Source organism: Mesorhizobium sp. M0659 (assembly GCF_040320605.1).
GTDB lineage: Bacteria > Pseudomonadota > Alphaproteobacteria > Rhizobiales > Rhizobiaceae > Mesorhizobium.
Genome location: NZ_JAMYPY010000013.1, coordinates 77012 through 100279, shown reverse-complemented (window position 1 = coordinate 100279; position 23268 = coordinate 77012). Strand labels below are relative to the sequence as shown.

Genomic DNA, 23268 nt, shown 5'->3' with positions numbered 1-23268 from the left:
CTTGTGGGGGAGATGTCCGGCAGGACAGAGGGGGGCGCCACAGAGCGCCTGCCAAGACGATTATCTGGAGCGCGTCATGAACATTCTCGAACGCTATCACGCCATGGAATACGGCCCGGCGCCGGAAGCCCGCACCGATGCCGATGCCTGGCTTGCCGGACGCGATTTCGGCAAGGCGCTGTTCATCGACGGCGGCTGGAAGGCAGCAGGCGGCGGCAAGACCTTCGAGACCAGCGAACCCTCATCCGGCAAGCTGCTGGCCAAGATCTCCGATGCCGGCGCCGCCGATATCGACGCAGCCGTCGCCGCAGCCATCAGGGCGTTGCCGAAATGGTCGGCATCCTCGGGCTACCAGCGCGCAAAAGTGCTTTACGCCATTGGCCGCGCGATGCAGCGTCATCAGCGCCTGTTCGCAGTGCTTGAGTCAATCGACAACGGCAAGCCGATCCGCGAAAGCCGCGACATCGACGTGCCGCTGGCCATCCGCCATTTCATCCATCATGCCGGCTGGGCACAGGCGCTGGACAAGGATTTCCCAGGCCACAAGGGTGTCGGCGTCGTCGGCCAGATCATCCCATGGAATTTCCCGCTGCTGATGCTGGCCTGGAAGATTGCGCCGGCGCTCGCCGCCGGCTGCACGGTGGTGCTGAAGCCGGCCGAGGTCACGCCGCTCACCGCCATCCTGTTTGCCGAGATCTGCGAGCGTGCCGGCGTGCCCAAGGGCGTCGTCAACATCGTCCAGGGCGGGCCGGAAGCGGGCGTCGCCATCGTCAACCATCCCGGCATCCAGAAGATCGCCTTCACCGGCTCTTCGGAGGTCGGCAAGATCATCAGGAAAGCCACGGCTGGATCGGGCAAGAAGCTGTCATTGGAGCTTGGCGGCAAATCGGCCTTCATCGTCTTCGAGGACGCCGATCTCGACAGCGCCGTCGAAGGACTGGTCGACGGCATCTGGTTCAACCAGGGCCAGGTCTGCTGCGCAGGCTCGCGGCTTCTGGTGCAGGAAGGCATTGCCGACGCGTTGATCGCAAAGGTCAAGGTCAGGATGAGCCGGCTTCGCGTCGGCAGCCCGCTCGACAAGAACACCGATATCGGACCGCTGGTCGACGCCACACAGCTCGACCGCGTCAAGGGTCTGGTCGCCGAAGGCGCCAGGCAGGGCGCCGTCTGCTGGCAGCCCGACGCGGTGCTGCCGTCTTCCGGCTACTACCACCTGCCGACGCTCGCCACCGGTGTTTCGCCGGCAAATATATTGGCGCAGGAAGAGGTGTTCGGTCCGGTTCTGGCCACCATGACCTTCCGCAACACCGAGGAAGCGATCGAGCTTGCCAACAACACGCGCTATGGGCTGGCCGCCTCGGTGTGGAGCGAAAACATCAATCTCGCGCTGCATGTCGCGCCGCAGCTGAAGGCCGGCGTCGTCTGGGTCAACGGCACCAACATGTTCGACGCTGCCTGCGGCTTCGGCGGCTACCGCGAAAGCGGCTTTGGCCGCGAGGGCGGGCGCGAGGGCATGTTCGAGTATCTCTCGGCAAAGCTGCCGCTCGGCCCGGTGATCAAGCCGACGGCATCTTCGGCGCAGCCGGTCGAGCAATCGGATGGCGGCGCCATCGATCGTACCGCAAAGCTGTTCATCGGCGGCAAGCAGGTGCGGCCCGACGGCAATTATTCGCTGGCGATAGCCACTGCCAAGGGCAAGCTCGCCGGCGAAGTCGGCCTCGGCAGCCGCAAGGACATCCGCGACGCCGTTGCCGCCGCCCGCGCCTGCAAGGCCTGGCCGGAAGCGACCGCCTACAACCGTTCCCAGGTGCTCTATTATCTCGCCGAAAACCTGTCCGGCCGCACCGGCGAGTTCGCCGCCCGCCTCACCGAACTGACCGGCGCCAACGCCAAGGCCGCGCGGGAGGAAGTAGAACAGTCCATCGAGCGGCTCTTCCTCTATGCCGGCCTTGCTGACAAGTTCGAGGGCAGGGTGCATCAGCCACCGGCCCGCGCCGTCACGCTCGCTTTGCACGAGCCGGTCGGCGTCCTCGGCATCGTCGCCCAGGACAGCGCGCCGCTGCTCGGCTTGATCTCCCTGATCGCACCTGCGCTTGCCATGGGCAACACCGTGGTGGCCGTGCCGTCGGAAAAATACCCGCTGCTCGCCACCGATCTCTACCAGGTGATCGAATATTCCGACGTTCCGGCAGGCGCCATCAACATCGTCACCGGCCGCAGCGCCGAACTTTCCGGCGTGCTGGCCAAGCATGACGATGTCGACGGGCTCTGGCTGTTTGCCGATGCCGACACTTGCGCCAAGGCGGAGGCCGATTCGGTCGGCAATCTCAAGCGCGTCTGGACCGGCAACGGCCGCAGCCTCGACTGGGCGTCCGACGAGGCCGCCGGCGATGCCCTGCTGCGCCGCGCCGTCGAAGTGAAGAACGTCTGGGTGCCATACGGCGACTAATGCCGCCTGAAGCGCGCTGTGCTTGAGCGAACCATGGCAGCGTCACTCGTTGCCCGGTTGTCATACATGTTGTTGCATCAGAGCAAGCGATGTGCATTACATCGGCCGTCACGAAGGTGATCGCGTTCGGGCTTGACGCCCGGACGTGTGTTCTTTAACCAGAAAAAACATTTGTTATTTTGACTGATGGATTGTGCAGGCCGCATAGTCGCGCCTGCCTGGCACAGGACGCCCCGGTTAGCCGGCAGTAAATCGGGCCGAGAAGTGGCCAAAGAGGGCGAGGAGAAACGCATGGCGGATCTGGCAGGCAAGGTCGTTGTCGTCACGGCGGCGGCGCAAGGCATCGGCAGGGCGAGCGCATTGGCCTTCGCCAAGGCCGGCGCCGTCGTTTACGCCACCGACATCAACGAGGCGCTGCTGGCCGAACTCGCCAAGACCTCCGGCATCAAGACCCGCAAGCTCGACGTCCTCGACGATGATGCCGTCACGTCGGGCTTCGCCGAAATCGGCCGCGTCGACGTGCTGTTCAACTGCGCCGGCTTCGTTCATTCCGGCTCGATCCTCGAGATGAAGGATGCCGATCTCGACTTCGCCTTCAATCTCAATGTCCGCGCCATGATCCGCACCATTCGGGCCGTGCTGCCCGGCATGCTGGAGCGCGGCGACGGCTCAATCATCAACATGTCGTCCGTCGCCGGCGCCGGCAAGGGTGTGCCCAACCGTTTCGCCTACGGCGTCACCAAGGCGGCCGTGATCGGTCTCACCAAGGCGGTCGCGGCCGACTATGTCGCCAAGGGCATTCGCTGCAACGCCATCTGCCCCGGCACCGTCGAGAGCCCGTCGCTGCAGGACCGCATGCATGCGCAGGGCGACTATGACGCCGCCCGGGCGGCCTTCATCGCCCGCCAGCCGATGGGCCGTCTCGGCACCCCCGAGGAAATCGCCGACCTTGCGGTCTACCTCGCCGGCGCCACGTACACCTCAGGGCAGGCCTATAATATCGACGGCGGCTGGTCGATCTGAGCAATAGCCTCGATCCGCAGGCCCAGGCTCGAACAGTTCTAAAGTCCGGCTTGCCCCAGGTCGGGTCCGATAGCCAGAGTCCGCCCAGTCGTCGCTTTGGCGGAGCGAGTGTTGAAAACGGCCTTGGGCCACAATTTGGAGAGCAAGATGAAACTGCTGCGCTATGGCGAGATAGGGAGCGAACGCCCCGGCCTGCTCGATGCGGATGGAACGATCCGCGATCTTTCGGGTCATGTCACCGACATTGCCGGCAAGGCGCTCGATCCGGCGTCGCTCGATGCGCTATCGAAGCTCGACCCGAAGTCGCTGCCGGCCGTACCCGGAAGCCCGAGGCTTGGCGCCTGCGTTGCCGGCACAGGAAAATTCATCTGCATTGGCTTGAACTATTCCGACCACGCCGCCGAAACCGGCGCCGCCGTGCCGCCGGAGCCGATCATCTTCATGAAGGCGAGCTCGGCCATCGTCGGTCCCGACGATGATGTGCTGATCCCGCGCGGCTCGGAAAAGACCGACTGGGAGGTTGAACTCGCCGTGGTCATCGGCAGAAAAGCCAAATACGTCACCGAAGCCGAGGCGCTGGATTATGTTGCCGGCTATGCCGTTGCCCATGACGTGTCCGAGCGCGCGTTCCAGGCCGAGCGCCAGGGCCAGTGGACCAAGGGCAAGAGCTGCGACACGTTTGGTCCGACCGGCCCGTGGCTTGTCACCAAGGACGAGGTTGCCGATCCGCAGAACCTCAAGATGTGGCTGACGGTCAACGGCAAGACGATGCAGAACGGCTCGACCAAGACCATGGTCTACGGCGTGGCCTATCTCGTTTCCTATCTCAGCCAGTTCATGTCGCTCCACCCCGGCGACATCATCTCCACCGGCACGCCGCCCGGCGTCGGTCTCGGCATGAAGCCGCCGGTGTTCTTGAAGGCTGGCGATGTGGTGGAACTGGGCATCGAGGGGCTCGGCCAGCAGAAGCAGACCTTCAAGGCGGATGTTTAGCCATCTCTTCTCTTGAGCGTTTCACCGTTTGCCGGCGAAACGCTCAATCTCTTTGTTTCCCCGGCGGCTGGCGCCTCTTGTCAGCGCCAGCCGAGAGCCGGCGCGACGTGCTTCAGGATCGCCTCGATGACGTGGGCGTTGTACTCGACGCCGAGCTGGTTGGGGACGGTCAGAAGCAGCGTGTCGGCCTCGGCGATCGCTTCGTCCTCTTTCAGCTGATCGATCAGCACATCGGGCTCCGCGGCATAGGAGCGGCCGAAGACGGCAAGCTTCTCAGGCTCGATATAGCCGAAATGATCTTCGCTGCTGCCGCCGCCGAAATAGGCGCGGTCGCGGTCGTTCACCAGCGCAAAGATGCTGCGGCTGACCGACACGCGCGGCTCGCGTGTATGGCCGGCTTCCTTCCACGCCGCACGATAAGCGCGGATCTGTTCGGCCTGCTGGATGTGGAGCGGCTGGCCGCCCTCATCGAACTTCAGCGTCGAACTTTGCAGGTTCATGCCGAGCTTGCCCGCCCATTCGGCGGTGGCGTTGGTAGCGGCGCCCCACCAGATCCGATCGCGCAGGCCGGCCGAGAACGGCTCGAGCCGCAGCATTCCCGGAGGATTGGGGAACATCGGCCGCGGATTGGGTTGCGCGAAACCTTCGCCGCGCAGCACGTCCAGAAACACCTCGGCATGGTTGCGCGCCATGTCGGCATCGCTTTTGCCGTCCTGCGGCACGTAGCCGAAGTAGCGCCAGCCGTCGATCACCTGCTCCGGCGAACCGCGGCTGATGCCAAGCTGCAGCCGGCCACCGGCGATCAGGTCGGCAGCACCCGCATCCTCGGCCATATACAGCGGATTCTCATAGCGCATGTCGATGACGGCGGTGCCGATCTCGATGCGGCTGGTGCGGGCGCCGACCGCGGCCAGAAGCGGAAACGGCGAAGCGAGCTGGCGGGCAAAATGATGGACGCGGAAATAGGCGCCGTCCGCGCCCAGCTCCTCGGCGGCGACGGCCAGGTCGATCGACTGCAGCAACGCGTCGGACGCCGAGCGCGTCTGCGATTGCGACGAGGGCGACCAATGGCCGAAGGAAAGAAAGCCGATCTTCTTCATGCGCGCATCCTGTTCTTTGATTCCAGTTGCCTACTTCGTCGCCCAGGCGATCGGGTTCAATCGACACTCACACAACGCAGTGTCAATGCCGCCGGCCCTTGACGGTTTCGCGACGATACCCATCGGTGCGCAAAGGACCAAGGCCATGGTCCCCGGCGATGCCTTGCGCGACCGCGTCAGCATCTGCCGCGGCGCTTTTGGGGCCAAATGAACCAACCAAAGGCGATGTACCGCAAACTCCATTCGCTTCAGAGCCCGGTTTTGAAATCTTCTCGCTCATTTAATTCTACAAAATCGGTAGGCTTAATGCGGATAGTGCGTCTGCGAGAAGGAGCCTCGGATGTCAAAAAAGCTGGTGGTGGGGTTGTCCGGCAACCTGACCCGTCCGTCCAAGACGAAGGCATTCGTCAGCCACATCGCCGGTGAGGTGGCGAGCCGGGCCGGCTCGGCTTTGAGCGTTTTCGACATCGAGGATCTCGGCCCGTCCTTTGCGCCTGCAAGACAGCTTGGCGATCTCGATCCGGCGGCGCGCGGTATTGTCGAGCAGCTGCTCGGCGCCGACGTGCTGGTGGTCGGCTCCCCGACCTTCAAGGGCAGCTACACCGGGCTGTTCAAGCACTTCTTCGACCTGCTCGACCCGTCGTCGCTGCGCGGCAAGCCGATCATCCTGGCGGCAACAGGCGGCGGCGAGCGTCATTCGCTTGTCGTCGAACACCAGTTGCGGCCGTTGTTCGGCTTCTTCGAGGCGCAGACCCTGCCGACCGCGATCTACGCCTCGGACAAGGACTTTGCAGATGGCGTGCTGGTGTCAGAGGCAGTCAAGGCGCGAGCCCGGCAGGCGGTCGCCGAGGCATGCCGGGTGGCCGGCGTGCCCTACAGCGTCGTCCTTGCCGCCTGAAACCACGATCCGCGACGCAATATTCCATCCCGCATAGACCAGAAGGACGCCTGCAATGACTCGAGCCAGCAAGTCCGATAGCAGGCCGCGGCAGATCAAGCTCGGCGCTTTCCTGCCCGGCGGCGGGCAGCATATCGCCGCCTGGCGTCATCCCGATGCGCCGGCCGACGGCGCCACCAATTTCGAGTTCCACAAGCAACTGGCGCTGACCGCCGAGCGCGGCCTGTTCGACGCCTATTTCCTGGCCGACAACCTGACCGTCGGCCTCGGCGCCCGCGAGGGCGGCAACGCCAAGATCGCCGGCTTCGAGCCGGTGACGCTGTTTGCGGCGCTGGCGCCGCTGACGACGCATCTCGGCTTCATCGCAACGGCGTCCACCACTTATGAGGAGCCTTACACGCTGGCGCGCAAATTCGCTTCGCTCGACCTGTTGTCGAACGGCCGCGCCGGCTGGAACGTGGTGACCTCGGCCGGCGACGAAACGGCACGCAATTTCAACCGCGACGTCCAGCCCAGCCATGCCGAGCGCTATGCCAGGGCGCATGAGCATGTCGAGACGGTCAAGGCGCTGTGGGACAGCTGGGAGGATGACGCCTTCATCCGCGACAAGCAGTCGGGCCGTTTCTACGACAAGGACAGATTGCACGACATCGACCACAAGGGCGAGCATTTCAGCGTCAAGGGTCCGCTCAACGTGCCGCGCCCGGTGCAAGGACATCCGGTTGTCGTACAAGCGGGGCAGTCGGAAGACGGCCGTGGGCTTGCCGCGCACTCGGCCGAGGTCATCTTCACCGCCCATCAGAAGCTCGAGACGGCGCAGGAATTCTACCGCGACATCAAGGCGCGCGTGGCTGAAGTCGGCCGCGATCCCGACCAGGTGCTGATCATGCCGGGCGTCGCGCCCTTCGTCGGCCGCACCGAGGACGAGGCCCGCGCCAAATACCAACAGCTCAACGACCTTATCCTGCCCGAGGACGGTGTCGCCCTGCTCAACGGTCTTGCCGGCCAGACGCTCGACATCAGGGGCTATCCGCTCGACGGCCCGTTGCCGCCGAGCAAGGAAACCGAGGGCATGAAGAGCCGCCAGGCGCTGATCCGGCAGATTGCCGACGAGCACAACTTCACCATACGCCAGCTTTACCAATGGGTAGCGACGGCGCGCGGCCACTACACCATCGTCGGCAGCGTCACGCAGGTCGCCGATCAGCTGGAGGAATGGTTCACCAGCGAGGCGGCCGACGGCTTCAACATCCTGCCGCCCTGGCTGCCCGGCGCGCTCGACGATTTCGTCGACCTGGTCATTCCCGAGCTACAGCGGCGCGGCCTGTTCCGCACGGCTTACGAAGGCCGCACGTTGCGCGAGAACCTCGGCCTCAGGCGGCCGGAAAATCCATGGACCGTCGCCCGCTCGACCGTCCTTGCCGCCGAATGACCTTGGCATCGAAGGGGTGAAGCAATGACGTTGCAGCACATCGATCGGCAAATCACGGTTCGCCGCAGTGGTGGCGAAACTGGGCTCGGCACCGACTTCCTGAACCTCGGTAGCAAGGCGGCTGTTCGCTTCCTGAAGCGCTACGGCGTGCTTGCCGGCTTCCTGGCGCTCTGGCAGGTGGCGAGCAGCGTCGGATGGGTCAACGCGGCGGTGCTGCCGCCGATCGACATGATCGTCGTCGCACTCTGGAAGGGGCTTGCCGGCGGCAGCCTGCTCGGCGACATCGCCATCAGCCTGCAGCGCGCCGGCATCGCCTTTGCGGCGGCTGTCGCCGTTGCCATTCCGCTTGGCCTGTTCATGGGCCAGGTGCGCCCGGTCGAAACCTCGCTCGATCCGATCCTGCAGGTGTTCCGGCAGACGTCGGCGCTGGCGCTCTATCCGGTGTTCATCCTGCTCTTGGGACTTGGCGAGACCTCGAAGATCTTCGTCATCTTCTGGGCGACGCTGTTTCCGCTGCTGCTCAACACCACCAGCGGCGTCAAGGAAGTCGATCCCAAGCTGCTTGAAATGGCGCGCGTCTATGGTGCGAGCCGGCTCACCGTGTTTCGCCGCGTCGTACTGCCGGGCGCCGTGCCGTCGATCTTCGTCGGCTTGCGGCTGAGCGCCACCACGGCGCTGCTGCTGCTGATCGCATCCGAGATGATCGGTGCCAACAAGGGCATCGGCTTCCAGGTGATGAACGCGCAGTACAATTTCCAGATCCCGCTGATGTTTGCGGCAATCGTCATCCTCGCCGGGCTTGGCCTGATCGCCAACCAGGCATTGGTCACCCTGCAGCGGCGGCTCTGTCGCTGGAGCAATCCTGTCAACTGAGCAGTCCGCCCCTCACCGTTTACCTCCAGGAAGGACCCGATCATGAAAATCACCCGCCGTTCGCTGCTTGCCGGCGCGCCGCTTGCCGCCGGCCTCATCGCCGCCGGCCTGCCGCGCCTGGCCTTTGCGCAAGCCGCAGCCGTCAAGTTCCGCTACCTCGCCAGCCGTGGCAGCATCTCCCCGCACGAGCTGGCCGACGAGCTTGGCTACTTCAAAGGGCTCGGCGTCGAGCTGGAGAATGTCGGCTATTCCTCGGGCGGACCGGAATCGCTGTTTGCGCTGTCTTCCGGCAGCGTCGACATCGGCTCGGCCGCCACCGCGGCGGTGATCAACTCGATCTCGGGCGGCAACGATTTCGTCGCGGCGTATCCGAGCAACGGCATCAACAAGGATGTGAAGAGCGTCTTTTACGTGCTGGAAGACAGCCCGATCAAATCGATCGCCGACATTGCCGGCAAGACCATCTCGGTCAACACGCTCGGCGCTCATCTCGACTATACGGTGCGTGAGGCCCTGCACAGCGTCGGCCTGCCGCCGACCGCCGCCAACCTCATTGTCGTGCCCGGCCCGCAGCTTGAGCAGACGCTGCGCTCGCGCCAGGTCGATATTGCCGGCCTCGGCTACTGGCAGGCGACCTTTGCCGGCGCGCTGGTCGCCAACGGCGGCGTGCGCGGCGTGTTCGACGACACCCAGGTGCTCGGCGAACTCGCCGGCGGCTTCGTCGTACTCAGGCGCGACTTCATTGCCGCCAACCCGGATGCGGCGCGCAACTTCGTCGAACAGTCGGCGCGCGCCTCGGACTGGTCGCGCCAGAACCCGGACGAAGCCCGCAAGGTGCTGGCCACTATCCTCGACAAGCGCGGCGAAAACGGCGATCTCGCCCGCTACTGGACCGGCTTTGGTCTGCGCGAAGGTGCGCAGGCGACCGATCGCGACATCGACTTCTGGGTCGCGGTGCTGGAGCGCGACGGCCGTCTGGCCAAGGGCAAGCTGAAAGCCGCCGACATCCTGTACCGGCCCGGCGAAACCAAGATCAACTGAGCTTTGAAATAGCTGAGAGACAAGATGGCCGGTTCCAACCGTGGCGGAGAGGTCTCGATCCGCGACCTGTCCAAATCCTTCAGCCTCGGCGGGCGCCAGCTTGCCGTGCTGCGGACGCTCAACCTCGACATTCGTTCGGGGGAATGCCTGGTCATCGTCGGCGCCAGCGGCTCCGGCAAGACCACGCTGCTGCGTATTCTGGCCGGGCTGGAGGCGGCCGACAGCGGCGGTGTCGCGATCGACGGCCAGCCGGTGCATGGCGTCGGCGCCGAGCGTGCCGTGATTTTCCAGGAGCCGCGGCTGCTGCCCTGGCTCAGCGTGCTCGGCAATGTCGCCTTCGGCCTCGAAGTGCGTGGCGTTCCCAAGAGACAAGCCGAGGAACGCGCCCGCTTCTACGTCGCACTGGTCGGCCTTGCTGAATTCGCCGATGCTTTTCCGAGCCAGCTTTCCGGCGGCATGGCGCAGCGCGTCGGCATCGCCCGGGCGCTCACCGTGCAGCCCGAGATCCTTCTGCTCGACGAGCCGCTGGGGGCGCTGGACGCCATGACCAAGATAGGCATGCAGGAGGAACTGGCGCGCATCTGGAGCGAGGAGAACGTCACCATGGTGATGGTCACCCACGATCTGGAGGAGGCGATCTATCTTGCCGACCGGGTGCTGATCCTGCCCAAGGAGAAAGGCGGCGCGGCGCGGTTGATCGACATCGACCTGCCACGCCCGCGCGAGCGCAGCGAGAGCCGCTTCGTGCGCTATCGCGAAGAACTGCTGCGCGAATTCGGCCTGCACTGATCGGGAAGGGGCCAGCCGTGGCTCCCCCGGAAGATTAGCTCTCGCGATTATTGCTTGGTGAACGTGCCCGTATAGGTTCGGTCGGCAAGCCCATAGGTGACGGCCAGCGTTCCGTCCGCCTGAATGACCGCGCTGACGTCCGCGCCATTGGGAAGGCGCCGCAGTTTCAACGTGTTGCCGAAAATCTTGCCTTCGCCGTCGGCCACGCCCGGTTTGTTGTCGGCGACATCGCCCCAGGCATAGGTGGCGGTGACATTGCCGCCGCGCGTAATCGTCAGCACGGCGAGCTTGCCGTCATACATCCCGTCCAGCTGTCCGCCCCATATGCCGGAAAACGCGACATATTTGGCCGGGACGCCTTCGCCGGGCGGCATAACCCGCACGGATGGATCGAGGACCGCCGCACCATCAGGAGCAGAGATCGCGGCAGGCGCCATGGGCTGAGGTGCGGGCGTTGGCGGCGGCGATGATGGTTCAGGCGCCGACTGGCAGGCGACAAGCGCGAATGCCGCGAAACCGAGCGTCGGAAAAAGACTGTTTGGTGGAGCCAATCGGGATCGAACCGACGACCTCTTGAATGCCATTCAAGCGCTCTCCCAACTGAGCTATGGCCCCACTCCGGCAGTCAGCCGTCGCCGTTGCCGGCGAGAGGTCCGGCGCGGGTTTCAGGACCGCGCCGTTTAGTGCAGGCGGCTTCTAACCCCGCCTTCCCTGAAGATCAAGCCTTCGAGGGCCGCTTTTTCGTCATAGCCCGTCAACGCCGCTAAATGCATGCGTTCGAAGCGTTCTTAGACTTCGTCGTCGTCGTCGCCGACGCCGATCATGTCGGCGACGTCGTCGTCTTCTTCCTCTTCGTCGGCAAGGAAAGTATCGTCCTCATCGTCGCCTAGATCGACATCGTCCTCGTCGTCGCCCAGATCGGGAAGCTCGTCGCCGGCCTTGACGTCTTCGTCGGCCTCTTCAAGCGAGACGACTTCAACGCCTTCTTCTTCCTCGGCGTCCACTTCCTTCTCGGCCACTTCCTCTTCCTCTTCGAGGGCGGCGATCTTGCCGTCCTCGAAATAGGAACGCGGATACGTCTTGCCCGTATAGGGCGAGACGATAGGGTCCTTGTTCAGGTCGTAGAATTTTCGGCCCGTTTCAGGGTCGACACGCTTTGTGCCAAGTTCGTTTTTTGCCACGTCAAGCCTCGTCAGTAAAAGAGTGGTCCCCTTAACCACAGTTTACCGCGCTGTCAAAGCGAAAAGCCGGCGTCACAAAACCAAGCACTGAAAGGCCTCGCGCCAAGCGACGACCATGGGGATGACCATTTCCCCCCGCCGTGATACGAGACCGCCGCAACAAATGAAAAGCGCCGGTGCGCCGGCATTCCGTCCAGGGAAATTCCATGTCTCACGCCGCCGCTGCCAAGCCGGCCACCGCCCGCAAATCATCCGCCCTTTCCGGCACCGCGCGGGTGCCGGGCGACAAGTCGATTTCGCACCGTTCCATGATGTTCGGCGGGCTCGCGTCCGGCGAAACCCGCGTCACCGGCCTGCTCGAAGGCGAGGATGTGATGCGCACGGCTGCCGCCATGAAGGCGATGGGCGCGCATATCGAGAAGCGTGGCGCCGAGTGGGTGATCCGCGGCACCGGCAATGGCGCGCTGCTGCAGCCGGAAGGCCCGCTCGATTTCGGCAATGCCGGTACCGGCTCCCGCCTCACAATGGGCCTCGTCGGCACTTACGACATGGAAACGACCTTCATCGGCGACGCATCGCTGTCGGGACGGCCGATGGGCCGCGTGCTCGAACCCTTGCGCCAGATGGGCGTGCAGGTGCTGAAGGCGACGCCGGGCGACCGCATGCCGATCACGCTGCATGGGCCGAAACACGCCGCACCCATTACCTACCGCGTGCCGATGGCCTCGGCGCAGGTGAAGTCGGCCGTGCTGCTGGCAGGCCTCAACACGCCCGGCATCACCACCGTGATCGAGCCGGTGATGACGCGCGATCATACCGAAAAGATGCTTAGGGGATTTGGCGCCAATCTCTCGGTCGAGACCGACGAGCGCGGCGTGCGCCATATCTTCATCGAAGGCCAGGGCAAGCTGACGGGACAGATCATCGCCGTGCCGGGCGACCCGTCCTCGGCCGGCTTCCCTCTGGTCGCGGCACTGATCGTGCCGGGTTCGGACATCCTCATCGAGAACGTGCTGATGAACCCGACCCGCACAGGCCTGCTTTTGACACTGCAGGAAATGGGCGGCCAGATCGACATCTTGAACCCGCGCAATGCCGGCGGCGAGGATGTCGCCGATCTGCGCGTGCGCTACTCCGAGCTCAAGGGCGTCACCGTGCCGCCCGAGCGGGCGCCGTCGATGATCGACGAATATCCGGTGCTGGCAGTTGCCGCGAGCTTCGCCGAGGGCGAGACGTTGATGCAGGGGCTGGAAGAGCTGCGGGTGAAGGAATCCGACCGACTGGCAGCGGTTGCCAATGGGCTGAAGCTCAACGGCGTCGACTGCACCGAAGGCGAAGCTTCGCTCGCGGTGCGCGGAAAGCCCGGCGGCAAGGGGCTGGGCGGCCATCCCAACGGCCAGGACACGACGGTGCAGACGCATCTCGACCATCGTATCGCCATGAGCTTCCTGGTGATGGGGCTGGCAACGGAAAAGCCGGTGACCATCGACGACGCCGCCATGATCGCGACGAGTTTCCCGGAGTTCATGGGTCTGATGACGGGGCTCGGTGCGGAGATCGGGTAGGTTGATGCCAAGCGCAAAGCAAGCAGAGATGTCGGCGGGACAGCGCCCCCCTCTGTCCTGCCGGACATCTCCCCCTCAAGGGGGGAGATCGGCCGTCACAGCGGCTTTCGCCAGTTTTCGAAATTGCAGGAAAGAGTGGGGCGCAGAAGCTTCTGATCTCCCCCCTGGAGGGGGAGATGTCCGGCAGGACAGAGGGGGGCGCGAAGGATCGCGGCGTCTGTCTTTTTCATCGAGCCTTTCGATTGTGTTGGCCCGCCAATGACCTTCACCATAGCCATCGACGGACCCGCCGGCGCCGGCAAAGGCACGCTGGCCCGACGTCTGGCCGACCACTACCGCCTCAACCTGCTCGACACCGGCCTCACCTACCGCGCCGTCGCCTATGCGTTGATCCGGCACGCGCTGCCACTCGACAATGTCTCAGCAGCCGAAACCGCCGCACGCCAGGTCGATCTGGCAAAGCTCGACCGTGCGGTGCTGTCGGCGCATGCGGTTGGCGAGGCGGCCTCGAAGGTCGCGGTTTACCCTACCGTTCGGCGCATCCTGGTCGAAAAGCAGCGCGATTTCGCCAGGACACCGCCAGGCGCGGTGCTCGACGGGCGCGACATCGGCACGGTCGTGTGCCCTGACGCCGACATAAAGCTCTATGTGACGGCGAGCGCCGAAGTGCGGGCGCAGCGCCGGCTGGCCGAGATCGAAAGCATCGGCGGCACCGCCGATTTCGCCGAAATCCTTGCCGATATTGTGCGCCGCGACGAGCGCGACATGGGCCGCGCCGACTCGCCGCTGAAGCCGGCGGCGGACGCGCACTTGCTTGATACCTCCGAAATGGCTATAGAGGCCGCGTTTCTAGCGGCCAAAGCGATCATCGACGACGCCCTGGCCAAGAGAGACAAAGCCTGATCCAGGGTTTTCCCGCTCCACCGATTGCCGGAAGCGAAGAAAATACCCATATCGGGCACGAACCAGCCTGCCAGCATTCTTCATGCGCCGGAATTGCCGCTTAGGCGGCCTAGGGCTTTTGTAGCCCGGAACGCCGGCAGGCCAACGCAACGCTAACCCACGGCGCCCGTCCCGCTTCAGATGCGGGGCACTCCAGGAGAAAATATGTCAGCTGCAAATCCCACTCGCGACGATTTCGCGAGCCTGCTCGAAGAATCATTTACCACCGGTCACTCCGGCGAAGGTCAGGTCGTCAAGGGCACGATCCTGGCGATCGAAAAAGACATGGCCATCATCGATGTCGGCCTCAAGGTCGAAGGCCGCGTGCCGCTGAAGGAATTCGGCGTCAAGGGCAAGGACTCGACGCTCAAGGTCGGCGACACGGTCGAGGTCATGGTCGAGCGCATCGAAAACGCGCTGGGCGAAGCCGTCCTGTCGCGCGACAAAGCCCGCCGCGAAGAGAGCTGGGTCAAGCTCGAAGAGAAGTTCACCAAGGGTGAGCGCGTCGAAGGCGTCATCTTCAACCAGGTCAAGGGCGGCTTCACTGTCGACCTCGACGGCGCCGTGGCCTTTCTGCCGCGCAGCCAGGTCGATATCCGCCCGATCCGCGATGTCTCCCCGCTGATGCACAACCCGCAGCCCTTCGAGATCCTCAAGATGGATCGCCGCCGCGGCAACATCGTTGTGTCGCGCCGCACCGTGCTCGAGGAAAGCCGCGCCGAACAGCGTTCGGAAATCGTGCAGAACCTCGAAGAGGGCCAGGTTGTCGAAGGCGTCGTCAAGAACATCACCGACTACGGTGCGTTCGTCGACCTCGGCGGCATCGATGGCCTGCTGCATGTCACCGACATGGCATGGCGCCGCGTCAACCATCCGACCGAAATCCTCAACATCGGTCAGACAGTCAAGGTGCAGATCATCCGCATCAACCAGGAAACCCACCGCATCTCGCTCGGCATGAAGCAGCTCGAGAGCGATCCGTGGTCCGAGATCGGCACCAAGTTCCCGATCGGCAAGAAGATCAAGGGTACCGTCACCAACATCACCGACTACGGCGCGTTCGTCGAGCTGGAGCCGGGCATCGAAGGCCTCATCCACGTTTCGGAAATGTCGTGGACCAAGAAGAACGTGCACCCCGGCAAGATCCTGTCGACGACGCAGGAAGTCGACGTTGTCGTGCTCGAGGTCGATCCGGCCAAGCGCCGCATCTCGCTCGGCCTCAAGCAGACGCTGGAAAACCCGTGGCAGGCTTTTGCCGCGAGCCATCCGGTCGGCAGCCAGGTCGAGGGCGAGGTCAAGAACAAGACCGAGTTCGGCCTGTTCATCGGCCTCGAAGGCGACGTGGACGGCATGGTGCACCTTTCCGACCTCGACTGGACCCGTCCGGGCGAGCAGGTCATTGAAGAGTACAATCGCGGCGACATGGTCAAGGCGCAGGTGCTCGACGTCGACATCGACAAGGAGCGCATCTCGCTCGGCATCAAGCAACTGGCCAAGGACACGGTCGGCGAAGCCGCGACTTCAGGCGAACTGCGCAAGAACGCGGTGGTCACCTGCGAAGTCACCGGCATCAAGGATGGCGGTCTGGAAGTGCGGCTGGTCGACAGCGGCATCGAGACCTTCATCAAGCGCAACGACCTCAGCCGTGACCGTGACGAGCAGCGCCCCGAGCGCTTCTCGGTCGGCCAGAAACTGGACGCCCGCGTCATCGCCTTCGACAAGAAGACCCGCAAGCTGCAGGTCTCGATCAAGGCGCTGGAAATCGCGGAAGAGAAGGAAGCCGTCGCACAGTACGGCTCTACCGACTCCGGCGCTTCGCTGGGTGACATCCTTGGCGCCGCGCTGAAGAAGCAGGGCAGCTAAGCCGCTTCGCGCGCAGCGCGTAAGCCGCTTCGCGCAAGCGTAAACCTCGGCTGCGCCTCACGCGCGGCTTGAACAAGAAAACCCGCGGGCCGCAAGGCTCGCGGGTTTTTTCATGCTCGGCGACTCGGTTGGCACAAGACAAAGACGGCGGAACCCCCTTCAATTCCGCATGCGCGGCTGTAGGCTCGGCTGTCGTTGCAGACGTAAACACGGAAGTCCGGCCCTTCGGGCAACGGAGAAGCATGCGCGATGAAGGTCGTCGAACTCTATCGCTATCCGGTCAAGAGCCTGCGCGGCCATGCCGTGCCGAGCGCCGACATCGAGACAATGGGCATGGAAGGCGACCGCCGCTGGATGGTCGTCGACAAGGATGGGCAGTTCCTCACCATTCGCCAGATACCTGATATGACGACGGTCGACGTCGAGCATCGCGGAACGGGCATCCTGTTGAAACATGACAGGCATGGCTCGCACTTCGTCGAGGCTCCGGCTCCCGGCACCGCGCTCCGGCAAGTCAAGATCTGGAAGGATATGGCTGCCGCGCGGCCGGGCGATCCGGCCGCCGGCGCCTATCTCTCGGCTATTCTTGGCCGGCCTGTCGATCTCGTCTATTTCGACGATCCGCAAAACCGGCCGGTCGATGCGGAATTCGGCCAGCCCGGCGATTTCGTCGGCTTTGCCGACGGTTTTCCGCTGCTGATCGCCACGACAGGCTCGCTGAACCATCTGAACAGCCATCTTGCCAGGCCCATCGAGATGGCGCGGTTCCGGCCAAACATCGTCGTCGACGCAGACGGCGCATGGGCCGAAGACAGCTGGAAGACGATCCGCATCGGCGCTGTCGAGTTGCGCATCGCAAAGCCCTGCTCGCGGTGCGTCATCACCACCCGAGATCCGTTGAGCGGCGAGCAGCCGGACCCGCGCGAGCCGTTGCAGACGCTTGGCAAACTCCACCGCTCCGCCAAGGGCGGCATCATCTTCGGCCAGAATGCGATTCCCAACAACGCCGGCACGATCGCCATCGGCGACGCAGTCGAGGTCGTGGAAGCGGGCGTCTCGAACCTGACGTAGTCGCAGGCCTTCTAATGCCGTGGAGGCGTCGGCGGGTCGCCATGATTGAATGGCCAACCTCCGCTGTAGATCAGGCGAGGTCGGCAAAGGCCGCCATCGGAAGCCAAACCAAATGAGTCGCCTGCGCGGCGGAACTTCAGGCGCGGCCGTAAAGTGGCGCCAGCGTTCCGCTCATTGCCAGATTGGCCGGTGATGCCAGATAGGCGATTGCCTCGGCGGCGGCTTCGAGGCTGACCCATTTGCCGAAATCGGAATCCGGCATGTCGGCGCGGTTGGCCGGCGTATCGAGCGTCGAGGGCGCTACCGCGTTGACCAGTATGCCTTTGTGCTTCAGCTCTTCCGCCATCGCCACGGTCATCGCCGCCACTGCCGCTTTGCTCGCGGTATAGGCGACCATGCCGGCGCCTCGGCGCGGGTCGAGCCCGGCGCGTGCCGTGACATTGACGATGCGGCCCGCTGTGTTCGAGCCCAGCATGGAGCGCACTGCCGCGCGGCAGCACAGAAAGGCGGTGCGGGCGTTGGTGTCCATCATTTCGGCAAAGGATGCGGATTCGATCTTCTCGACCGGGGCTGCGGCAAAGCCGCCGGCCAGATGGATGGAAGCCCACAATTCGGGGACGCTGTCATAGAAGGCATCGACCTTGGCAGGATCGGCGAGATCGACATTATGCGCCAGCCGGACGCGATCATGGGCCGTGAAGGGGAAATGCGAGGGGGCCGACGCGTGGGCATTGGGCACATGGCAGATCGCGCCGTCCGCCAGCAATTTGCCGACGACCGCGGCACCCAGCGCCCCGGTGCCACCGGTCACCACGATATGCTTGCCCTGAACTGTTTCCGTCATCCTGGACGCTCCTGTCGTTTCTTATGATTATGTCGCTTGTCGTGCCGACCCGACGCAGAGCGTCGCGCCTTTTGCACGATCACTCAACCGACATCTCGACATGGCAGTTGTTGCGTCTTTGCATCGCTCGAAGCCGCCGACCGCCCCTTCCGACCCCCGCGCATGGACGTACGGCGCGCGGCCAGGCGTCAGTCGATGGTGATTTCGATGACGTGCGGCAGTCTGGTTGCGCGTGCGCGCTTGAGCGCATCGGCGATACCGGCAGTACCGGCAAGCCGCTCGGAGGCAATACCATAGGCCTCGGCCAGCTTGCAGAAATCCGGCGGCGCCGGGGACACGCCGACCGGCTCGACGCCGACATCGAGCATCGACGTTTCGATCTCGCGATAGCCTCTGTTGTTCCAGACGACGAAGATGACCGGTGCGGGTGCATCGAGCGCCGCGCCCAGCTCCGGCAAGGTGAACTGGAAGCCGCCGTCGCCGGTGAGGCAGACCACCGGCACGCCGGGCATGGCAAGGGCTGCGCCGATCGCCGCCGGCGGTCCGTAGCCGAGCGCGCCGAAACCGGTGGCGGCGTTGAACCAGCCGCCTGGCCGGTCATGGTCGTAGTAAAGGTTGGCGGCGTAGATCGGCTGCGTCGAATCGCCGACGATGATGGCGCCCGGCAGCGCGTCGCGGATGGTTTCCACCGCACGCACCTGCGCGGCATAGGCCGGGCTGAGCTCGGCAAAGGCCGCCTTCCTCGACGCGGCTGCGCGGCTCTCGCCGTCCTTCGATGCGGCATGATCAGGGTGGAGCGCGCCAAGCAGCGCACCAAGCGCCTCCGCGCAATCGGCCTGGATGCCGACGCTCACCGGGCGGCGGGCGAGCTGGTCGGCGCCGACATCGATGCGGATCAGATTGGCGGGCAGAACGAAGCCGCCGTCGCTGTAACCGTCATAGTCGGTCGGGCCGAATTCGGTGCCGGCGGCGATGACCAGATCCGCGTATGCCATCAGCGCACGCACCGCCTTCAGGCTGGGGCTGGCCGGCACGCAAAGCGGATGCGCGTGCAGCAGACCGCGCGCATTGGCGGTCTGGACGACAGGTGCGCCGAGCCGCTCGGCCAGGCGCTGCAGTGGCTGTTCGGCGCGCTTGGCGCCGCCACCGGCAAGGATCAGCGGCCGGCGCGCGGCTGCGATCAGTTTGGCTGCCTCGGCAATGGCCGCGCCATCCGGCGCCGGCGGCGCTGCATTGGTGAGCGAAGCAGCGATGCCGTCGGCCGGTTTGACCATGACGTCGGTCGGGATCTCGATATGGACGGGGCCTGGCCGCGACGACGAAAACAGCGCGAAGGCCCGCGCCAAAGCGCCAGGCAATTCGCTGGCCTCGGTGACACGCTGCGAAAACAGCGCCACCTTCTCCATCATGCCGCGCTGGTCCGGCAGTTCGTGCAGGAAGCCCAGCCCCTTTCCCAGCGTCGGCATCGCGTTGACGCCCGAAATCACCAGCATCGGCACCGAATCGGCGCGCGCCTGGCCCATTGCGGTGATGGTGTTGGTCAGCCCCGGTCCGGTGATGACAAAGGCAACGCCCGGCCGGCCGCTGGCGCGGGCATAGCCGTCGGCCATGAAGCCGGCGCCCTGTTCGTGACGCGGCGTGACATGGCGTATCTTCGAGCGCGCCAGCCCGCGGTAGAGCTCGACAGTGTGGACGCCAGGAATGCCGAAAACGGTATCGACGCCATGCGCTTCGAGCAGCGTGATCAGCGCTTCGCCGATGGTGGTCATGGCTTCTCTCCCTTTTGCGGCACGAGGCCGAGCTCGGCCTCTATGGCTTTGACGCCGATCGCCGCCAATTCGCCAGGCGAGAACATCTCTGCGGCCAGACAGCCTTCGATCCAGAGCCCGTCGATGATCGCGTTGATGGCAATGGCGTGGCGGCGCAGTTCATTTGCGTTTGGCCTGCGCTGCTCGGCGCCGAGCACTTCGGCAACGACTGCTTCCACCTCGTTGCGAAAGCCAAGATAGCCTTCGCGGTGGGCGCGAGCCAGGCTCGGATCCGCGCCGGCGCGGCCGATGAAGGTTGCCCAAAGCGAAAACACGCGTGCATCGATGATCGGCACGTTGAGGTTGGCGGTGACGAAGGCCGCAAGGCGCTGGCGCGGCGAGGCGTCTTCCATGAGCAATGCCGCCTTCGCCTGCTCGGTCATGCGGCCCATCAGCGCCGCGTACGCTTCCTGCAGCAAGTCTTCCTTGCCGGGGAAATAGTGCCGGATCAGCCCGGCGGTGACACCGGCGCGCAGTGCGATGGTGCGCAGGCTGGCGCCCTCCAGCCCATGTTCGGCCACGCTGTCCAGGGTCGCGTCGATCAAATCCTGCCGCCGCCGCTCCTCGCCCTCGCGGCGGAACTTGCGGCGCTCATTCATTGCCGCAGGATGGGCCGCGTCAGGCATGTCGGCCCACCTTCGCAGGCGATGCAGAGGGCATCCGCCTCGAAGATTTGAACCGTGCAGCCGGCGGCTTCCATCGCGGCCTTGGTCTTGGGAAAGCCGGCGACGGCAATGACCTTATGCGGGCTGGTCGGCAGCACGTTCAGGCTGAGGCCGTTGGACGCGGCAAACTCTTCGGCGTCGCCTTCCACCAGCCGGATGCCGCGCGCCTTCAGCAACTGATAGAACGGCGCCGGCAAAAGCGGTGAATAGATCAGGGCCAGGTCGTCGGCCAGCGGGCTGATCACCGACATCAGATGCAGGCACGCCTCCTCGCCCTGCCACAGCGGCAGATCGAAGCCGTAGACGGAAATGCCGAGCGGCGTCAGCAGGTTGGAAACCTGCTGTATGCCTTCCTGGTTGGAGCGCACCCCGCGCCCGATTACCAGCGTGTTTTTATCCAGCCATACGCAATCGCCGCCTTCGACCTGGCCGGGAGCCTCGACGCGGCCGAGGATAGGAATACCCAGGCGTGTGTAGGTTTCCTCATGCAGCGATGGCTCCCTTGCGCGCAGTGGCTTGCCCATGGACAGGATCAGCGCGCCGCGGTCGGTCATCAGTGACGGATCGTGGGTGAATACGGAATCCGACAGCCCGTCGGCATTGTCATCGATCCATTCGATTTCGGCGCCGGACGCCGTCACCAGCTCAGCGAGAGCCGCGTGCTGCGCCGCCGCTTTCGCCGGGTCGAAACCCGGGCCATAGTGCCAGGTAGCCCGGTCGGCACCGCGCATGGCATTGGCCGCCGACCGCATCAGCACGCGCCGCAACGGCGCCGCCATGGACTGTGATCCGAAAGCGCTCATCAGTGCCCTTTTCAATGCCGTGTTCAAGGTGAAAAAAATGGAGAAAATTTCATCGGAGGCTATTTATACACTTGCACAATAAGGCCGCAAGTGCCGTAATGAGCGGGATTGACGGGCTCGCGCTGTTGGGTCCATGCTGAAGTCTGGAGTGGGCATTACAGCGTATGTTGATTAGCCGGATAGACGTTCGACGATCTGCCGTGGACCCTGTGGCAGAGGTTCCCCGGTGAGCGCGGCGGGAACCGCCGCATTCCAATCCGGCAAGGCGCAGGACGGCGCCGCCGAGGCCATCCATGTCGAGAACCTGCACAAGAAATTCGGCCAGCTGCATGTGCTGAAAGGCGTTTCGCTGTCGGCGCGCGACGGCGAGGTGATCGCCATTATCGGCGGCTCGGGTTCCGGCAAGTCGACGCTGCTGCGCTGCATCAACTGCCTGGAAAATCCGACCAGCGGCATCATCCGCGTCAATGGCGAGGAGATCAAACTCAAGGCCGACAGCCACGGCCACACCGTGCCTGCCGACCGCCGGCAGATCGAACGCATCCGCGCCAAGCTCGGCATGGTGTTCCAGAACTTCAACCTGTGGAGCCACATGACGCTGATCGAGAACGTCATCGAGGTTCCGGTGCATGTTCTGGGCGTAAGACGCGACGTGGCGATCAGGGAAGCCGAAAAGCTTTTGGCGCGCGTCGGCCTCGCCGAAAAGCGCGACGTCTATCCGGCCTATCTCTCCGGCGGTCAGCAGCAGCGCGCGGCGATCGCCCGCGCCCTGGCCATCAACCCGCGCGTCATGCTGTTCGACGAGCCGACCTCGGCGCTCGACCCGGAGCTGGTTGGCGAGGTGCTGAAGGTGATCGGCGACCTGGCGCACGAGGGCCGCACCATGGTGCTGGTCACGCATGAAATGAAATTCGCCCGCGAGGTCGCGACCCATGTCGTCTACCTCTGCAATGGGCTGGTCGAGGAAGAGGGGCCGCCGGAGCAGATATTCGGCGCACCGAAATCCGAAAGGCTGAAGCAGTTCATCCGCAACATCGGCTAGGACAAGCCGGGACGGAAGAAAACCGGGAACCAACAACAAACTGGGAGTCGTGACATGAAGACTGTTCTGAAAACATTCGCCGCAGCGCTGCTGCTCGGCGTCGCCGCCATGGGCGTGGCCAAGGCCGATCCGGTCAAGATCGGCGTCGCCGCCGAGCCCTATCCGCCCTTCACCTCGCCGGACGCTTCCGGCAAATGGGTTGGCTGGGAAATCGAGTTCATCGACGCCGTCTGCGCCGAGGAGAAGCTCGACTGCGTCATCACGCCTGTCGCCTGGGACGGCATCATCCCGGCGCTGACGACCAAGAAGATCGACGTCATCGCCAGTTCGATGTCGATCACTGCCGAACGCGAGAAGACCATCGACTTCTCGGATAAGTACTACAACACGCCGACCGCCATCATCGGGCCGAAGGACCAGAAATTCGGCGCCACGCCGGACGATCTCAAGGGCAAAGTGCTCGGCGTGCAGGTGTCGACCACCCATTCGGCCTATGCCAAGAAGCATTTCGGGCCCACGGCCGCCGAGATCAAGGAATACCAGACGCAGGACGAAGCCAACAACGATCTGGCCGCAGGCCGCCTCGACGCCGTCCAGGCGGATTCGATCGCGCTCGACGCATTCCTGAAGTCGGACCAGGGCAAGGCCTGCTGCGATCTGAAGGGCATGGTGGCTCCCGATGACGAAGTGCTCGGACCGGGTGTGGGCGCCGGCGTGCGCAAGGAAGACACCGACCTTAAGGCCAAGATCAACGCCGGCATCAAGGCGATCCGCTCGAACGGCAAATATGACGAGATATCGAAGAAATACTTTGATTTCGACATTTACGGTGGTGGCGGCGCGCAGTCGAACTGACGATCCTCGCATGAGCTGAGGGGCATGGCGC

Annotated in this window: 22 protein-coding genes and 1 tRNA gene; 15 read left to right on the top strand and 8 right to left on the bottom strand. The window is 64.4% G+C overall.

Translation table 11 applies throughout. The features are described from left to right. Nucleotides 1–76 precede the first annotated feature (76 nt). The 3 genes from NKI31_RS20750 (at nucleotide 77) to NKI31_RS20740 (ending at nucleotide 4465) form a co-directional block, all read left to right on the top strand. Nucleotides 77–2449 (top strand): aldehyde dehydrogenase family protein, encoded by a 2373-nt coding sequence (locus tag NKI31_RS20750; RefSeq protein WP_352652456.1) that lies wholly within the window; start codon nucleotides 77–79, stop codon nucleotides 2447–2449. A gap of 291 nt (nucleotides 2450–2740) precedes the next feature. Next, nucleotides 2741–3472 (top strand): SDR family oxidoreductase, encoded by a 732-nt coding sequence (locus NKI31_RS20745; protein WP_352652455.1) that lies wholly within the window; start codon nucleotides 2741–2743, stop codon nucleotides 3470–3472. 147 nt (nucleotides 3473–3619) lie between these two features. Then, nucleotides 3620–4465: a fumarylacetoacetate hydrolase family protein gene (locus tag NKI31_RS20740; protein WP_352652454.1), complete on the top strand. Its 846-nt coding sequence runs from the start codon at nucleotides 3620–3622 to the stop codon at nucleotides 4463–4465. A gap of 80 nt (nucleotides 4466–4545) precedes the next feature. On the opposite strand, the gene NKI31_RS20735 is transcribed toward NKI31_RS20740, so the two are convergent. After that, a complete protein-coding gene (locus tag NKI31_RS20735) occupies nucleotides 4546–5565 on the bottom strand; it encodes an LLM class flavin-dependent oxidoreductase (RefSeq protein WP_352652453.1) in 1020 nt (339 codons plus the stop codon). A gap of 340 nt (nucleotides 5566–5905) precedes the next feature. Between NKI31_RS20735 and msuE the strand changes: the two genes are divergently transcribed. The 5 genes from msuE to NKI31_RS20710 are packed head-to-tail and all read left to right on the top strand — an operon-like array spanning nucleotide 5906 to nucleotide 10598. Continuing rightward, nucleotides 5906–6463 carry an FMN reductase gene (gene msuE / locus NKI31_RS20730; RefSeq protein WP_352652452.1) on the top strand — a complete coding sequence of 186 codons (558 nt, stop codon included), beginning with the start codon at nucleotides 5906–5908 and terminating at the stop codon, nucleotides 6461–6463. A gap of 55 nt (nucleotides 6464–6518) precedes the next feature. Further along, complete coding sequence (locus NKI31_RS20725; RefSeq protein ID WP_023703676.1) at nucleotides 6519–7895, top strand: LLM class flavin-dependent oxidoreductase; 1377 nt, start codon at nucleotides 6519–6521, stop codon at nucleotides 7893–7895. Between the two features lie 24 nt (nucleotides 7896–7919). After that, on the top strand, nucleotides 7920–8768 hold the full coding sequence (locus NKI31_RS20720; RefSeq protein WP_352652451.1) for an ABC transporter permease: 849 nt from the start codon (nucleotides 7920–7922) through the stop codon (nucleotides 8766–8768). Nucleotides 8769–8810: 42 nt separating this feature from the next. Continuing rightward, nucleotides 8811–9809, top strand: coding sequence for an ABC transporter substrate-binding protein (locus NKI31_RS20715; RefSeq protein WP_023671310.1), 999 nt, complete (start codon nucleotides 8811–8813; stop codon nucleotides 9807–9809). A 24-nt stretch (nucleotides 9810–9833) separates the two neighbouring features. Further along, entirely contained in the window at nucleotides 9834–10598 is a 765-nt protein-coding gene (locus tag NKI31_RS20710; RefSeq protein WP_023671311.1) for an ABC transporter ATP-binding protein, read from the top strand. Between the two features lie 47 nt (nucleotides 10599–10645). On the opposite strand, the gene NKI31_RS20705 is transcribed toward NKI31_RS20710, so the two are convergent. The 3 genes from NKI31_RS20705 to NKI31_RS20695 all read right to left on the bottom strand — a co-directional run bounded on the left by NKI31_RS20705 (nucleotide 10646) and on the right by NKI31_RS20695 (nucleotide 11779). Further along, on the bottom strand, nucleotides 10646–11035 hold the full coding sequence (locus NKI31_RS20705; protein WP_023683541.1) for a hypothetical protein: 390 nt from the start codon (nucleotides 11033–11035) through the stop codon (nucleotides 10646–10648). Between the two features lie 102 nt (nucleotides 11036–11137). Continuing rightward, nucleotides 11138–11213: transfer RNA gene (locus NKI31_RS20700), tRNA-Ala, on the bottom strand. Nucleotides 11214–11386: 173 nt separating this feature from the next. Continuing rightward, entirely contained in the window at nucleotides 11387–11779 is a 393-nt protein-coding gene (locus NKI31_RS20695) for a TIGR02300 family protein (protein ID WP_023683538.1), read from the bottom strand. A gap of 206 nt (nucleotides 11780–11985) precedes the next feature. On the opposite strand from NKI31_RS20695, the gene aroA reads away from it, so the two are divergent. From aroA to NKI31_RS20675, 4 genes are all read left to right on the top strand, one after another. Then, nucleotides 11986–13344, top strand: coding sequence for a 3-phosphoshikimate 1-carboxyvinyltransferase (gene aroA / locus NKI31_RS20690; protein WP_352652450.1), 1359 nt, complete (start codon nucleotides 11986–11988; stop codon nucleotides 13342–13344). 258 nt (nucleotides 13345–13602) lie between these two features. Further along, nucleotides 13603–14247, top strand: a complete 645-nt coding sequence (gene cmk / locus NKI31_RS20685) for a (d)CMP kinase (protein WP_352652449.1) — start codon at nucleotides 13603–13605, stop codon at nucleotides 14245–14247. Nucleotides 14248–14451: 204 nt separating this feature from the next. Then, nucleotides 14452–16149 (top strand): 30S ribosomal protein S1, encoded by a 1698-nt coding sequence (gene rpsA / locus NKI31_RS20680; RefSeq protein ID WP_023671316.1) that lies wholly within the window; start codon nucleotides 14452–14454, stop codon nucleotides 16147–16149. 249 nt (nucleotides 16150–16398) lie between these two features. Further along, nucleotides 16399–17220, top strand: a complete 822-nt coding sequence (locus NKI31_RS20675; RefSeq protein ID WP_352652448.1) for an MOSC domain-containing protein — start codon at nucleotides 16399–16401, stop codon at nucleotides 17218–17220. A 136-nt stretch (nucleotides 17221–17356) separates the two neighbouring features. Here NKI31_RS20675 and NKI31_RS20670 read toward each other — a convergent pair whose 3' ends face one another. The 4 genes from NKI31_RS20670 to NKI31_RS20655 all read right to left on the bottom strand — a co-directional run bounded on the left by NKI31_RS20670 (nucleotide 17357) and on the right by NKI31_RS20655 (nucleotide 21340). Next, the gene (locus tag NKI31_RS20670; protein ID WP_352652447.1) at nucleotides 17357–18064 is read right to left on the bottom strand and encodes an SDR family NAD(P)-dependent oxidoreductase; all 708 of its coding nucleotides are present in this window, start codon (nucleotides 18062–18064) and stop codon (nucleotides 17357–17359) included. A 188-nt stretch (nucleotides 18065–18252) separates the two neighbouring features. Then, nucleotides 18253–19833, bottom strand: a complete 1581-nt coding sequence (locus NKI31_RS20665) for a 5-guanidino-2-oxopentanoate decarboxylase (protein ID WP_352652446.1) — start codon at nucleotides 19831–19833, stop codon at nucleotides 18253–18255. After that, on the bottom strand, nucleotides 19830–20498 hold the full coding sequence (locus NKI31_RS20660) for a TetR family transcriptional regulator C-terminal domain-containing protein (protein WP_352652445.1): 669 nt from the start codon (nucleotides 20496–20498) through the stop codon (nucleotides 19830–19832). The genes NKI31_RS20665 and NKI31_RS20660 overlap by 4 nt, the downstream gene beginning before the upstream one ends. Beyond that, a complete protein-coding gene (locus tag NKI31_RS20655; RefSeq protein ID WP_352652444.1) occupies nucleotides 20468–21340 on the bottom strand; it encodes a dimethylarginine dimethylaminohydrolase family protein in 873 nt (290 codons plus the stop codon). The genes NKI31_RS20660 and NKI31_RS20655 overlap by 31 nt, the downstream gene beginning before the upstream one ends. On the opposite strand from NKI31_RS20655, the gene NKI31_RS20650 reads away from it, so the two are divergent. The 3 genes from NKI31_RS20650 (at nucleotide 21267) to NKI31_RS20640 (ending at nucleotide 23237) form a co-directional block, all read left to right on the top strand. After that, nucleotides 21267–21422: a hypothetical protein gene (locus NKI31_RS20650; protein WP_196813600.1), complete on the top strand. Its 156-nt coding sequence runs from the start codon at nucleotides 21267–21269 to the stop codon at nucleotides 21420–21422. The two genes, NKI31_RS20655 and NKI31_RS20650, sit on opposite strands and share 74 nt — an antisense overlap. A gap of 144 nt (nucleotides 21423–21566) precedes the next feature. Continuing rightward, a complete protein-coding gene (locus NKI31_RS20645; RefSeq protein WP_352652443.1) occupies nucleotides 21567–22382 on the top strand; it encodes an ABC transporter ATP-binding protein in 816 nt (271 codons plus the stop codon). A 54-nt stretch (nucleotides 22383–22436) separates the two neighbouring features. Then, nucleotides 22437–23237: a transporter substrate-binding domain-containing protein gene (locus tag NKI31_RS20640; RefSeq protein ID WP_023671323.1), complete on the top strand. Its 801-nt coding sequence runs from the start codon at nucleotides 22437–22439 to the stop codon at nucleotides 23235–23237. The last annotated feature ends 31 nt before the right edge of the window (nucleotides 23238–23268 follow it).